The 14,593-nt window shown below is 41.1% G+C and carries 12 protein-coding genes and 1 tRNA gene; 1 reads left to right on the forward strand and 12 read right to left on the reverse strand.

Going from position 1 to position 14,593, the window contains the following annotated elements; all coding sequences use genetic code 11:
* Nucleotides 1-271: 271 nt before the first annotated feature.
* The 8 genes from ACHFIY_RS12370 to ACHFIY_RS12405 form a co-directional block, all read right to left on the reverse strand.
* Nucleotides 272-421 carry a hypothetical protein gene (locus ACHFIY_RS12370; RefSeq protein ID WP_410846411.1) on the reverse strand — a complete coding sequence of 50 codons (150 nt, stop codon included), beginning with the start codon at nucleotides 419-421 and terminating at the stop codon, nucleotides 272-274.
* Nucleotides 422-430: 9 nt separating this feature from the next.
* Nucleotides 431-874 carry a DUF6934 family protein gene (locus ACHFIY_RS12375; protein WP_410846412.1) on the reverse strand — a complete coding sequence of 148 codons (444 nt, stop codon included), beginning with the start codon at nucleotides 872-874 and terminating at the stop codon, nucleotides 431-433.
* A 258-nt stretch (nucleotides 875-1,132) separates the two neighbouring features.
* Complete coding sequence (locus ACHFIY_RS12380; protein WP_410846413.1) at nucleotides 1,133-1,795, reverse strand: hypothetical protein; 663 nt, start codon at nucleotides 1,793-1,795, stop codon at nucleotides 1,133-1,135.
* Nucleotides 1,792-2,361 (reverse strand): uracil-DNA glycosylase family protein, encoded by a 570-nt coding sequence (locus ACHFIY_RS12385; protein WP_410846414.1) that lies wholly within the window; start codon nucleotides 2,359-2,361, stop codon nucleotides 1,792-1,794. The genes ACHFIY_RS12380 and ACHFIY_RS12385 overlap by 4 nt, the downstream gene beginning before the upstream one ends.
* 60 nt (nucleotides 2,362-2,421) lie before the next feature.
* Nucleotides 2,422-4,110, reverse strand: a complete 1,689-nt coding sequence (locus ACHFIY_RS12390; protein ID WP_410846415.1) for an amino acid permease — start codon at nucleotides 4,108-4,110, stop codon at nucleotides 2,422-2,424.
* Nucleotides 4,111-4,277: 167 nt separating this feature from the next.
* The gene (locus tag ACHFIY_RS12395) at nucleotides 4,278-4,796 is read right to left on the reverse strand and encodes a hypothetical protein (RefSeq protein WP_410846416.1); all 519 of its coding nucleotides are present in this window, start codon (nucleotides 4,794-4,796) and stop codon (nucleotides 4,278-4,280) included.
* A gap of 111 nt (nucleotides 4,797-4,907) precedes the next feature.
* Nucleotides 4,908-5,684, reverse strand: coding sequence for a (Fe-S)-binding protein (locus ACHFIY_RS12400; protein ID WP_410846417.1), 777 nt, complete (start codon nucleotides 5,682-5,684; stop codon nucleotides 4,908-4,910).
* Between the two features lie 606 nt (nucleotides 5,685-6,290).
* Nucleotides 6,291-6,869, reverse strand: a complete 579-nt coding sequence (locus tag ACHFIY_RS12405) for a sigma-70 family RNA polymerase sigma factor (RefSeq protein WP_410846418.1) — start codon at nucleotides 6,867-6,869, stop codon at nucleotides 6,291-6,293.
* 349 nt (nucleotides 6,870-7,218) lie between these two features.
* Here ACHFIY_RS12405 and uvrA point away from each other — a divergent pair, with 349 nt between their 5' ends.
* On the forward strand, nucleotides 7,219-10,125 hold the full coding sequence (uvrA, locus tag ACHFIY_RS12410) for an excinuclease ABC subunit UvrA (RefSeq protein ID WP_410846419.1): 2,907 nt from the start codon (nucleotides 7,219-7,221) through the stop codon (nucleotides 10,123-10,125).
* 161 nt (nucleotides 10,126-10,286) lie between these two features.
* On the opposite strand, the gene ACHFIY_RS12415 is transcribed toward uvrA, so the two are convergent.
* The 4 genes from ACHFIY_RS12415 to ACHFIY_RS12430 form a co-directional block, all read right to left on the reverse strand.
* Nucleotides 10,287-10,361: transfer RNA gene (locus tag ACHFIY_RS12415), tRNA-Val, on the reverse strand.
* 93 nt (nucleotides 10,362-10,454) lie between these two features.
* Nucleotides 10,455-10,721, reverse strand: coding sequence for a hypothetical protein (locus ACHFIY_RS12420; RefSeq protein WP_410846420.1), 267 nt, complete (start codon nucleotides 10,719-10,721; stop codon nucleotides 10,455-10,457).
* A gap of 144 nt (nucleotides 10,722-10,865) precedes the next feature.
* Complete coding sequence (locus tag ACHFIY_RS12425) at nucleotides 10,866-11,408, reverse strand: hypothetical protein (protein ID WP_410846421.1); 543 nt, start codon at nucleotides 11,406-11,408, stop codon at nucleotides 10,866-10,868.
* Nucleotides 11,409-11,431: 23 nt separating this feature from the next.
* Nucleotides 11,432-13,876: a sodium-translocating pyrophosphatase gene (locus tag ACHFIY_RS12430; RefSeq protein WP_410846422.1), complete on the reverse strand. Its 2,445-nt coding sequence runs from the start codon at nucleotides 13,874-13,876 to the stop codon at nucleotides 11,432-11,434.
* Nucleotides 13,877-14,593 lie beyond the last annotated feature (717 nt).

The raw sequence follows: 14,593 nt of genomic DNA on the forward strand, positions 1-14,593 counted from the left end.
AAGATTCCTATGCTGTTTCTCCAAGCATCCTTCGTTCATCCTTCGTTCATCTTTCGTTCATCCTTCGTTGGAGGGCTTAGGTGTGGACGTTGTATGTGGTGCTTTCATTTACTGCACATTTTAGGCAAGCGGGAAGAATGAAGCGAATGGCACAAGCGGCAGGCTTGCGCCAGCGAGGGAAGAACAAAGCGAATGGCAGAAGGGGTAGGCTTGCTCCAGCGGGAGGATAAATTTCCATAGCTTGCTTTTTAAGAGCCTTTAAATTCAAAAGCTACTTTTTTGGCAGGCCTATTTTCGCTATTTTCTCTCTTGCTTCCTCTACCTTTTTAGGAAACAGCACTGTTTCATCTAATTTATCCAATTTTTTATCAATGATAACAAATGGTACTTTACTTGCGTTTAATTCTGCAATTGTTTTCATAACCCAAATTTAATGTATTTTTTGTTTTGCCAAAAATGATGTGTAGTTTTTTCCGAATTCAAAATATTCCCATTCTTCATTAAATTCGCCATATACTTCAAAGTATTCTGTTATATCTTCCCAATATTTTGCAATTCCCATTTGATAAAGGCGTGTCCTTGCCCTAGTGCTTCCAGTGGCATATATCCAAATATCTTGGTGTTTGCTACAAAAAGCATAGACGGCTGCAATTACTGTTGCAAGCACTTTTTCACTATCGCCATTATCACTTATTGCCAAATCATTAATGGCACCCGTTTCGTCTTCGTCACCAAAAGCCAAATTATAAGCCCGCTCCTCATTGATTAGCGTAAATTGAACTTGTTTTTTAATCAATCCTTTAGGGCCTTCGCTAATAAATTCATAACTTGAAAGTTCTTGCCCTGATTTTAGTTGGTACTTTGGTAGTTTCATTTGCTTGCCTTACTCCCTTTTAAGAAATCAATATTCTGTTTTGAATTTAAGTATTTCGTTTGTTGTTGCCATAGTACAAAAGTAAGATTCCTACGCTGTTTCTCCAAGCATCCTTCGTTCATCCTTCGTTCATCCTTCGTTGGAGGGCTTAGGTGTGGCCGTTGTGGGAGTTGCTGTTATTTACTTGTGCTTGCTCTTTTGCCAAGCGAGAATAACGAAGCGAATGGCTAAAGTGGCAGGCTTGCGCCAGCGGGGGAATTAAGGGTATATATAGCCTGATTTTGCTTTATATAGATTATTTAAAATAGTAGAATACTGTTGCGTAGTTATTATATTATAATTTAAGTCAAGTCTAATTGGGAAAAAATCACTAATTTCTGTTTCATCTTGCTTTTTAATTGTATAATGACATTTTGCTAAATATAAAACAGGCCTAACACTATCTGCTTTGTTAATTAATTTTTCAATTTTTCTCATATCTATAACTAGCAAACTATCAAATAACAAGACTTTCTTTGATTCCATTGTATTGTTTTTTACATCATCTTTATAGGGTTGAGATAATTCTTTAGATAAATAATCCATAGTCTTAGCCATCTCTTTGTCACTTTTAATCATAATTCTGAGACTATCATAATACCTGAAATTATATTCCAAGTTTTTGCCCATTGACATATAGAGATTTACATACTGGTTTTTAAGTGTTGTTGTATCTAGTTTAACAAAACTGAAATTCAATAATTTTATAGTGCTGTCCTCTTTTAATAATAGCGTTTCACAATAAGACTTTAATTTGTACTCATCTATTTTTTGTGCGTTTAGATTTATATAAGTACACAATAAACTCCCAGAAAATATTAAAATAAATCTTTTCACTATTAGATATTTTTCTTTATAACTTTTTAGAATAGCTACTTTCACTTTTGAAGTACTTGTTTTAACATAGTCATCGACTTTATTGCTTCTTCTGATTTACATGGTGTCCCTGGCATTGGAAAAGCAAACACTCTTGAATTGAAATACTTTTCTAATTGGGGGTTAAATCCGTAGTTTGATTTTGTATTAACATTAAAATTTAGTTTTATAATTTTATCCAAAACGGCTTTGTAAACAAAAATAATAACCTTAGGATTGAATTTTTCAATTATCAACAAGATTCTTTGAAGCCCTTGCCTATATTCTTCACTTGTCGGCTCGTTACCATAATCTCTTGGGACTTTTACAATGTCAGTAATTCCATAGTTGTTTTCAAGTAAGTAATTGTCTGCAAAGTCATTATTAGGAACTTTTAGAATGCCATAATCTGAGAGTCTGTTCCAAAACATTGTTCCTTGTTTACCTTGAAAGTAGTGTCCTACTCCAACACTAATTGTTGCTGGCGTTTTTGCAATAAAAAGAATGTCAAGATTGCCATTGTCGGGTAATATATCCGCCAAAGAGTAATACTCCTTTTTATCAACATTGATTTTTATCTTGTAATTTTTCATTGTAGTATATGGCTAAAAAATTAATGCTGCTTGCAGGTGTAGTAACAAATTAGATTGCAATCACCCCTTCCCCAACTTACTATTCTTGCTCCCATAAACCCCATAAATCACCAAGCCAATACCCATCCAGATAAAGAACCATAACCAGCTAATGGCGGGGATTTCGGTTAGGAGGTATAGACAACATAATGCACCAATGATGGGGATAACGGAATAATTGCGGATAAAAGCCAGTATAGATACAACCACCAGTATTGCCATGAAAACCAAGAACAATAACTCCTGGTAACCTTCTGTGCTTACTTTGGTAAAAGCATCGAAAATGCGGGTGTGGAATGCCCAAGTGATTAAAATGGTGAGTGCAGGCATTATCCATTTGCCATTGATATAGGGTAGGCGGAAAGCACTTTTGGTATTGTGCTGTATTTTGGGCAATACCAATACGCCAAAGCAAACCAGCACAAAGGCAAATAATGTCCCGATACTGGTAAGGTCTGTCATTAAACTGCTAGGCAGGAATAGGGAAGGGATACCCACGAGGAAGCCAGTAACAATGGTGGCGAAGGCAGGTGTTTGGTATTTGGGGTGTACTTCAGAGAACTTTTTAGGTAGTAGTCCATCCCGGCTCATGCTCATCCAAATACGTGGTTGACCTAGTTGGAACACCAATAATACGCTGGTGGTGGCAATTACCGCACTTACGGATATGATATAGCCTATCCAAGGCAGGTGCACTTTTTCAAATACATAGGCCAATGGGTCGTTTACTTTTAATTCGGAATAATGTACCATACCCGTTAATACCAAGGCTATCAGGATATACAAAACCGTACAGATAACAAGGGAGTAAATCATGCCCTTGGGTAAGTCTTTTTGTGGGTTTACACATTCTTCTGCCGTGGTGGAAATGGCATCGAAACCGATATAGGCATAAAACACAGCAGATACACCTGCCAATACACCGCCAAACCCATTGGGCATAAACGGGTGCCAGTTGCCTGTGTTTACATAAAAACTACCAATGATAATGATTAAGATGATGACGATAATCTTGAAGATGACCATGAAGTTGGTGCTTTTCTTGCTTTCCTTAATGCCGATGTAGGCCAAAATGGTAATCAGCACTACAATAACCAATGCGGGCAAATTAATCAGGAAGTGCTTGCCAAAGATGATGGGGGCACTGCCCCATGCGGCAATAGCTGCCTGCATGGTATCTGTTAATGGTTGGTGTGCTGCTATGGCTTTGTTGGCATCGTCCACAACGCTGCTTACGGAAAATGGGTCGTTTACCAACCAATCGGGCAGGTGTATGCCTAGACCCTGTAACAGGTTGTTGAAATAACCGCTCCAACTAATGGCCACTACAATATTGCCAATGGCATATTCCAGTATCAATGCCCAGCCGATAATCCAGGCTACAATTTCGCCAAAGCTAACATAAGCGTATGTATAGGCACTGCCTGCAATAGGCACACGGCTGGCAAATTCGGCATAGCACAAGGCACTAAAACCACAAGTAACCGCCGTGATAATAAAGAGTATGGAAATGCCCGGCCCGCCGTTAAAGGCTGCCGTGCCGATTGTAGAAAAGATACCTGCACCAATTACCGCCGCAATACCCATGAACGTAAGGTCTTTTACACCCAACACTTTGTTCATGTGGCCACCACCGTGACCATCACTTAGACCAGCTTCGCTATCTGCAATAATTTTATCAATTGTCTTTTTTCGGAACAACATGCTCATATTTCACACCAATTTTTATAAAAACACAGTTTTATTTTCAGTTGTGGAAATATAAGGCGGTTTTCTAAATAATTGATAATTATTTAGAAGTCTTAACTCGTAAGTGGTGAGTCGGAAGCTTTAGGAACACACTTTGGGGGAATTGGTAATAACGCAATACTTACGACTTATGACTTACCACTTACGACTTTTTGTTCCATCCTTTTCCCTAACCAAGTTTGACCAGCGGGTACTAACCATTCATTTATAAGTGCTTCTTTTGTAGCTACCAGGTTGTTGAAGTAAAGTGTTTCGGGGGTAATGAACCCATTTTCCAGTGCATGGCTTAAATGCGCCAAGGGTAGCAACTGTACTTTTTCCTTGATATAAAAAGCCAGGTTCTGTCGGTTGAACATGTCTACTTTAAAGTGCTGTTCTATCTTTTTAATCAAATGCACGCTGCTGTCGGTACTGCAACCGCTTACGCCAGTGGCTGTTTCATCGGCCATAAGGACGATAAACTGACCATAGAACAAATTGGCATAGCCTTTTACAGGTGTGCCATGGCTTTTCCAATCCTGTACAAATTGTGCAAACAAATCTTCCAATTCAAAAGCCTCGCTCATGCTAAACAAGCGGCTGCTCTGGTACACCCATACTTTAGAGGTAGGGTGGAAATCTGCCGGTAATATTTCGTTTAAATCCATAATTTTTTAATTGATAATTTTTAATTGATAATTGATAGTGAATAATTGATAATGGTTAATAGCGATTCTTCACTACTAATTATGAACTATCAATTGTCAATTATCAATTAATCACATGCTTTGCGCAATCAATTCCGCCACATCCATTACCTGCACATCGCCTTCTTTCTCTTCGCTTTTAACACCATCTGTCATCATGGTATTGCAAAAAGGGCAGGCAGATGCAATGATAGAAGCCCCTGTTTGCAAAGCCTCGTGGCTACGTTCAATATTAATGCGGGAAATGCCCGGTTCATCTTCTTTAAACATCTGCGCACCACCGGCACCACAGCACAGGCCATTGCTGCGGCAGCGTTTCATTTCTACCAGTTCGGCGTCCAATGCTTCCAACACCTTGCGGGGGGCTTCGTAAATATTGTTTGCCCTGCCCAGGTAGCAGCTATCGTGGAAAGTTATTTTTTTGCCTTTAAAAGCCCCGCCTTCTTGCAAAACTATTTTGCCTTCGTTGATTAATTCTTGCAATAGGGTTGTATGGTGTATTACTTCATAATGGCCGCCCAGTTCAGGGTATTCATTTTTCAATGTATTGAAACAATGGGGACAGGTAGTTACTATTTTCTTTACGCCATAGCCGTTTAATACTTGGATATTCTGATAGGCCATCATTTGGAAGAGGAATTCGTTCCCTGCACGCCTAGCTGGGTCGCCAGTACAGGCTTCTTCTTTCCCCAATATAGCAAAGCTGATACCTGTTTTAGTTAAGATAGTAGCGAAAGCCTTGGTTATCTTTTGTGCCCGTTGGTCAAAACTCCCGGCGCAACCTACCCAAAACAGTATTTCGGGTGTTTCGCCATTCATCATCATTTCCGCCATGGTATTAATCTTCATGCAGCCCTTATTTTGCTGCGAAAGTAAGCTAAAAATTGTGGTTTGTCATTTTTGCAACGAAGGCACGAAGACAGAAAGAGGCACAAAGGGTTTAACCGCAAAGTTCGCAGATCCATTTACCCAAAGAAGGCGCAAAGAGGGGATAACCACCCCGGCCTACGGCCACACCTCGAGTGGGGAATTGTCAAAATGCTTCGCTCAAAGGGCGTAGAGCCTAAGAGAAACTGCTACTTTACATATAAAAGTCTCAGACAATGGCACCAAACAGCACATAGGGAAATGAACCGGGCATAAAAAAACTTCATTTCTTTATTTAAGTAAAAAAGAAATGAAGTTTAAAATATATGGTGGGTAGTTCCCCTTTAGGGGCTACTGTGCGGACACATCTTTTTTTGTATAATAAGCCTCTTTGCAATGAGCCTTTTTTGCAAAAAAGCGGGTGTTCGCATATCCTTTGTGTCCTTTAAGTGGAACGTTTTATCATTTTTAGAAGGCAATTTGCTAAATCCCCCTTGTGTTCTTTGTGTAAATCCTTGTGTTCCTTGTGGTTAAATTTCTTTTTTAAAACATGTGTACACACAGTAGCTTTAGGGGCGGAGGGGTGTATTACAACACAATCTCATGCTCTGCAATCAACCGCCTCATATTAATTAAAGCATAGCGCATACGGCCAAGGCAAGTGTTTAATGTGGTATTGGTGAGGCTGGCAATTTCTTTAAAACTCAATTCGCCAAAATGGCGCAGCACAATCACTTCTTTTTGCTCTGCTGGTAAAAAATTCAGCATCATCCTTACTTTGTCATGGCTTTGCTCACGGATTAGCTGCATGTCCGCAACATCGCCTTTGTCGCCAATATTCTCAAAAAATTCCTTGGCATTGTGTGGAACAGGTATTTCCAACTGTATTTTCCGGAAATAATCCACGCAATAATTATGTGCAATAGAGGTTACCCAAGGCAGGAACTTGCCCTCGTCAGCATATTGCTTGTTCCTTAGCCTTACTATTATCTTACAAAACACTTCTTGAAATATATCCTCTGCTAGAAGCTGGTCTTTCACAAGCACCAAAATAAACGTGAACACACGATCTTTATGGCGCTGGATCAATGCTTCCAATGCCCTAGTGTCCCCTTCTTGAAATGCACGGACTAAATTATTGTCCGTCGCGTGTGCATACGACCTCATAAACGTAGGTTTTTAACTTTAGGTACAAAAAATCGGAGGATATTGGATAATGCAGGCATGAATAAATCATGACTTAGATGTAATATTAAGAAGTACTTTTTTAGGTATAATTATTTTATTGCAATTGTTAAAAACTATTTTAAACGTGGATGGTTATTCACAGGTTAATTGTGCGTTTGGGTAGTGCTGCAAGCCATGCGGAATTATGCAGACCATAGCGGAAGTGCGTAAGCAATACGCCCCTAAAAGTAGCCCCTTTGCGTTATTTACCTTTTTTTGCATCCTTGACGGAACATTCATAACTCATAATTCATAATTCATAATTATTTCTGTTTATCTTGCTTTAGTTATGGTAAAAGAAGAGGCAAAAAAACAAGTGAAAGCCGCCAAAGTATTGGCGTTGGCAGGGGGAGATAACCACAATAATATAGTAGTAAAAGGCGCAAGGACACATAACCTTAAAAACGTAACAGTAGCGTTTCCACGAAACCAATTCATCGTAGTAACAGGCGTGAGCGGCAGTGGCAAATCTTCGCTCACCATCGATACTTTGTTTGCCGAAGGCCAGCGGCGATACGCCGAAAGCTTGAGTGCTTATGCAAGGCAGTTCATGGCAAGGATGGTAAAGCCTGATGTGGATTATATCAAAGGGCTTTGCCCTGCTATTGCCATAGAACAGAAAGTAATTACCCGCACGCCACGCAGCACCGTAGGTAGTATGACGGAGATATACGATTACCTACGTTTATTCTATGCCCGCATTGGCAAAACCATATCGCCCATTAGCGGTAGGCTAGTGAAAAAAGATGACGTTGAGGATGTAGTACGAGCATTGAAGGAACTGGCACTTGGCCGGAAAGTGCTGGTTGTAGTGCCCTTTAAGCAACATGCCAACCGCCTGACAAGGGAGGAATTAAATATTTTAATGGCAAAGGGTTTTAGCAGGATGGCATTGCCAAACACGGATAAAGGCGGTGCCTTGGAGCCAGTTAGGATAGAGGAGTTGTTGGAACTTGGGGATGGTGAGTTGCAGGCTAAGGTAACCTCACCCCAATTGACCTCACCTCAACTCCTCTCCAAGGGAGAAGGTCAACGCCCCCAACAAGCCGCTTTTGTATTGATAGACCGTATTGTTACCAAACCATTTGACGAGGACGACCTGCACAGGCTTAGCGATTCTGTAGGCACGGCTTTTTATGAAGGCGAAGGGGAAATGTATGTGGAATTGGATGGCGGCGAGTTCTTGCATTTTAGCAACAAGTTTGAACTGGATGGCTTGCAGTTTGAAGAGCCTGTGCCTAATCTTTTTTCGTTTAATAACCCTTATGGTGCCTGCCCGACCTGCGAGGGCTTTAGCCAGGTGTTGGGGATAGATGAAGACTTGGTGATACCTGACAAAAGGCTAAGCCTTTACGAAGGGGCAGTGGCACCTTGGAGAGGAGAGAAGCTAAGCGAATGGAAAAATAATTTTATAAGGGGGGCGGCGGCAATTAATTTCCCTGTGCATACGCCTATCATGGATTTATCGAAGGAGCAATACAACCTACTGTGGAAAGGTGCCAGATATGTTCAAGGGCTTGATGCCTTTTTTAAAGAGGTGGAAGACAACCTGTACAAAGTGCAATACCGTGTGTTGCTTAGCAGGTTTCGGGGCAAAACAAAATGCCCGGATTGTGGCGGCTATCGCCTACGAAAAGAGGCTTTGTATGTAAAAATAGACGGCAAGCATATTGGAGAACTGTGTGAAATGCAGGTAAAAGACCTAAAAGTTTGGTTTGATAACATTCAACTTCCGGAGCATGACCAACAAGTAGCAAAGCGTATTTTAATAGAAGTGCACCAGCGGCTGCAAACATTGATAGATGTGGGCTTAGGATACCTTACCCTAAACCGCTTGGCAAATAGCCTTAGCGGTGGCGAAAGCCAGCGCATACAGCTTACCCGCAGCCTAGGCAGTAACCTTACCAATTCTTTGTATATATTGGATGAACCTTCCATAGGTTTGCACAGCCGGGACACGGAGAAATTGATTGGCGTTTTGCAATCACTCAAGGCATTGGGCAACACCGTTGTTGTAGTAGAGCATGACGAAATGATGATGCGGCAAGCAGACTATGTGATAGATATGGGACCGTTGGCCTCTCACTTAGGTGGGGAAGTAGTGGCAGCTGGCAATTATGCGGCATTGATTGCCAACCCACTAAGCCTTACAGGCAGGTATTTAAAAGGTGAGTTGACCATTGAAGTGCCGAAAACAATACGAAAATGGAACAGGGGGATAACGATAGAAGGGGCACGGCAAAACAACCTGAAAGATATAACCGTAACCTTCCCGTTGGATGTGTTGTGCGTGGTAACTGGCGTAAGTGGTAGTGGCAAAACTACATTGGTAAAGCAGATATTATACCCAGCCTTGCAAAAAATGAAGGGTGAGTTTTCGGAAAAAGTAGGGCTGCACAAAGCTATGACAGGCGACATGGACTATATTTCCCAGATAGAAATGATAGACCAAAACCCAATTGGCAAATCTTCCCGTAGCAACCCCATAACCTATATAAAAGCGTATGACGATATTAGGGAACTGTATGCGAAGCAGCCACTCTCTAAAATAAGGGGCTTTTTGCCCAAGCATTTTTCTTTCAACACAGATGGTGGCCGTTGTGATGCCTGCAAAGGCGAAGGCGAGCAGATAGTAGAAATGCAGTTTTTGGCAGACGTGCATTTAACATGTGAAGTATGTGGCGGCAAACGCTTTAAGGAAGAAGTGATAGAAGTAACCTACAAGGGCAAAAGCATTTACGAGCTGTTGGAAATGAGCGTGGACGAATCCCTTGCTTTTTTTGAAGACGATAAAAATATTGCCAAAGCCATACAAACCCTCCACGATGTGGGGCTGGGATATGTAAAACTGGGGCAGTCGTCCAACACGCTTAGTGGGGGAGAGGCACAGCGTGTAAAACTGGCCTCTTTCCTTGGCAAAGGCAAGGGGCTGGGGCATGTATTGTTTATTTTTGACGAGCCAACCACTGGCTTGCATTTCCACGACATTAAAAAACTATTGGCTTCTTTTAATAAATTGATTGAGCAAGGGCATTCCCTTATTGTGATTGAACACAACGCCGATGTAATAAAATGTGCCGACTGGCTGATAGACCTTGGCCCAGAAGCTGGCGATGCTGGCGGCACGCTGGTGTATAGCGGCATACCCGAAGGGATAAAGCAAGTAAACGAAAGCTACACGGGGAGGTATTTGTAAATTAGGCGTAAGTGTTAAGGCATAAGAAGGGGGCGCATTGCATACACCCTAAACAACAGATGCCTAAAATATTTTCGCATATGTAGGCTTTGTTTGATTTGGTAACTTTCCAAAAGTTGCCAAATCTCATATAAAAGCGAAAAAACGCCTAATGTATTCAGTGAATCGCACTGGGCTCGAACCAGTGACCCCTACCCTGTCAAGGTAATGCTCTAAACCAACTGAGCTAGCGATCCTATTTGCCATTGCTAAAACCTAGATGACAGCAGCAAATATAATGGATGCTAAATTTATACTTCATTCAAAAAAACTTGCTTTGTAAAAATTAATTAATCCAAGCATTTAATATTACAGTCTCCTGCTTGTAAAATTTTCCCTGTTGTTTCGTTGGTATATCCATCGGAAATTTCTACCCATAGCAAGTTGACTGTATAATAATGATGGATAACCAACCGGTTGTTTTTGCAACAGGAAAAATCTTTAGCTTGAATGTAGTGTTTGCCAAACATTTTTGTTGCTGGGGAAGTGATGGTGGCAATAATTGCAAAAAAAGAAGTTGCAACCACGATTGTAGTGAGTTTAAAGTTTCCTAGCATAAACACAGTTTTAAGGGGTTAAAAATCAATTAACCAAAATTACATTAATCGTGTAATCTGCTTGTAGTAGTTCTTGTTGTATTTGTGTAGTATAAAATTGGGTGTGTAACGAAAATAAAATGATTTTATTGCGTGACGAAGGAATTATTTTTTCGTTTTATACACCCCAATAAAGTAGTTTTTTAATGTTGAAACCTTGATATTCAATCCTTCACACGAAACAAGCTTATATTCCCTGAATGCTTTTTTATCGTCAAGGAACCCAATAATACAATCCATGTCAGTTTTTCCTTTTTGTAGTACTACGGTAGGGGGGGTGCCAAAATTTGGAATCGAAATTGTGTCCTTGGCAAAATTTTCTTTGTATTTTACTTCTAGCAAGTATTTAAAGGTTTGTTTCGTTTCAAAAACCGACACGGTGAATTTCCAATCGTTCAGCTCGTCTTTTACAGGCTTGCTAAATACTGCAACGGGTTCTTTTTTTACCATGCTACGAAATTCAGGCATAGTATCATTCGTTTCATAAGTTGTATTGCCTGTATTGCTATTTGTTTGGCAACCTGTAAAGAATAGAATAATGGATATGGATGTAAATAAGCAAATTAGCCGCATAATGGTATTTGATAATAGGTTGATAAGCAGTAGGTAAACCAAAACCCCGGCAAAGATTAATCTACCGGGGTTCATAACAAAATTTTTTTTACACTTACTTAGCTACCGCTTCCTGCATCTTTAACAATGGGTGTGCTGGTTGGCTCGTTTTTTTCAAAATAAGGAGCATATTTTTTTATAATAGCTCCCGGCAGGGGCTTTCCATTAATAATGATTTTATTGTTGGTTACTTCTACCTTTACGTCGTTGCCATTTACTAAGCCGTCTTTTTTCAATGCCTCTATCAAGGCATCCATGTTCTTTCTGTCGCTATTGATAGATATATAAGGTGATGTATTATTTTCTAAACTGTCATTGTCAATAATTTTTACTTCTATCACTTTTTTCGCCGTGGGGTTAATAATAGCCGCATCGGTAGCAGGTTTGTGCATTTGTGCAAGCGTTGGGGCTATAACCAGCGACACAATGCTCATTAACTTAATCAAGATGTTCATAGACGGCCCAGACGTATCTTTAAAAGGGTCGCCAACAGTATCTCCAGTTACCGATGCTTTGTGTGGGTCAGATTTTTTGTAGTACATCTGCCCATTTATTTCAACCCCTTTTTCAAAGCTCTTTTTGGCATTGTCCCATGCGCCACCTGCATTGTTTTGAAAAATACCCATAAGTACACCGCTGACCGTTGCCCCAGCCAAAAAGCCACCCAAGGCCTCCGGCCCTAATATAAAGCCAATCAATAAAGGCGATATGATAGTGATTGCACCCGGCAATACCATTTTCTTTAAAGATGCCTCGGTAGATATAGCCACGCATTTGTCATACTCAGGTTTGCCCGTGCCTTCCATAATGCCCGGTATATCCCTAAACTGGCGGCGTACTTCTTCCACCATTGCCATGGCGGCTTCGCCCACTGCACGGATAGCAAGAGAGGAAAAAATAAAGGGTATCATCCCCCCAATAAATAACGATGCCAGCACATCCGCCTTGTAAATGTCAATATGCTGGTTGTCAGGCATGGCCACGCCAACAAATGCAGCAAACAAAGCCAAGGAAGTTAATGCCGCAGAAGCAATGGCAAAGCCTTTGCCACTTGCAGCAGTCGTATTGCCCACCGCATCTAGTATATCCGTTTTTTCTCTCACTTCAGGAGGCAATTCGCTCATTTCAGCTATGCCGCCTGCATTGTCTGCAATAGGCCCAAAAGCATCAATGGCAAGTTGCATGGCAGTAGTAGCCATCATGCCTGCAGCAGCAATAGCAACGCCATACAAGCCTGCACAGGCAAAAGAACCATAAATGCCCCCTGCCAATACCAGTATGGGTAAGCAAGTGCTTTCCATGCCCACGGCAAGACCGCCAATAATATTAGTGGCGTGACCAGTGGCAGATTGGCGAATAATGCTCATTACAGGGCGTTTGCCCATGGCGGTATAATATTCAGTAATAATGCTCATTAATGTGCCTACTATCAAGCCTACGGCAATAGCCCCCAAGACACCGTTGCGGGTAAAAGGAAGCCCACGCAGCATCATTTTTTCAGGGAGTATATAATTTACTAGGAAATAGCAAGCAATGGCTGTAAGCACCATTGACCCCCAGTTGCCCATGTTCAATGCTTTTTGCACTTGGTGCGTGCCAGCACCCACGCTGTCGCTAATGCGGACAAAAAAAGTGGCGATGATAGATAACAAGATGCCAATACCAGCTATAACCATCGGCAGCAACACAGGGGAAAGGCCATTAAACGCATCGCCTGTGGCAATTGTTTCCTGCCCCAGCACCATGGTTGCCAATACGGTTGCCACATAGCTGCCAAACAAATCGGCACCCATGCCTGCCACATCGCCCACGTTGTCCCCCACATTATCGGCAATAGTGGCCGGGTTGCGAGGGTCATCTTCTGGTATGCCAGCTTCTACTTTGCCCACTAAATCGGCTCCAACGTCAGCTGCTTTGGTATAGATTCCGCCACCCACACGGGCAAACAACGCAATGCTTTCTGCACCTAACGAAAAACCTGTAAGTACTTCAATAGTCCGCAACATGCCAGCCGGGTCGCCAGTAGGGGAGAAGAAATGTTTTAATGCTAAAAAAAGCCCGCCCAAGCCCAATACGGCCAAGCCTGACACACCCAGCCCCATAACAGAGCCGCCTGTAAAAGAAACATGCAATGCTTTAGCAAGACTGGTTTTGGCTGCCTGTGCCGTGCGTACATTGGCTTTAGTGGCCACTTTCATGCCTATATAGCCAGCTGTGGCACTAAACACCGCCCCTATGATAAACGAAATAGCAATGCTCCAATGGCTCCCTTCGTGCTTGCTGGCCATGAAGCCTAGCAAAAAAGCCACTATTACGACAAAATAGCCCAATATTTTCCACTCGGCTTTTAAGAATGCCATGGCCCCTTCTGCTATATAAGTGCTTATTTCTTTCATCCGGGCATTGCCAGCATCTTGTTTCGATACCCAGTTAAATTGAAAAAGAGTGTATAGCAAACCTACTACGCCCATTGCCGGAACGGCATAAAAAAGTGCATTATTCATATACAAGCTTAAAAACGTTATTTAACAAAATTGTTAAAGGATGCCAAATTTAGTGTTTAGGATGGTATTAAAGAAATAATTTCTTTATTAGGTGCATTTTAAATCTTCGCTTATTATCAGCCTTTTTTATTTAGAAGAAGTTTTACTACGTGATTGTGAAAGCCGCACCCTAAACTCCGACCTCACCCCAGCCCTTCCTAAGGGAGAGGGAGCAAGAACAAAGAGGTGATTGTGAAGACCAAGCGACTATTTGAAATGGGTTATTTTTTGTTTTTCGGTGGTTTATTTTTTTTTTTCGCTATCCCTTCTTTTTTTCATGTAACTCATTGATATTCAATTATTTGCGTTTTTTAAGCCTCATTTTTTATGATAATTTAAGTGAATTTTATGATAATTTATTGATAATGGAATGATAGTTTTATGATAAGAAACTGATAATTTATTGATAATAAACTGATAAGATTTTGATGGTTGATTATCATTTTCTTAAGCCAACTAATCTACTATGCGGGAGGCAAGGCCAAGATGCCCCTAGTTGCTACTTTAATGTAAAATTCGCATGAATTAGGTATATAACCCAAAATAAAAATCCTATATGGGGGAAATATGCCCCCATGGATATCCAAAATTTCCCCCATATAGGATGCTTGCTGGGCAGCAAAAAGCAGGGATTGACTTATAAATAAGGAGGACTAAATATTTAGTGTTTCTGCAAAT

The organism is Parasediminibacterium schistidii, assembly GCF_046546515.1.
In the GTDB taxonomy this organism is placed as follows: Bacteria; Bacteroidota; Bacteroidia; order Chitinophagales; family Chitinophagaceae; genus Parasediminibacterium.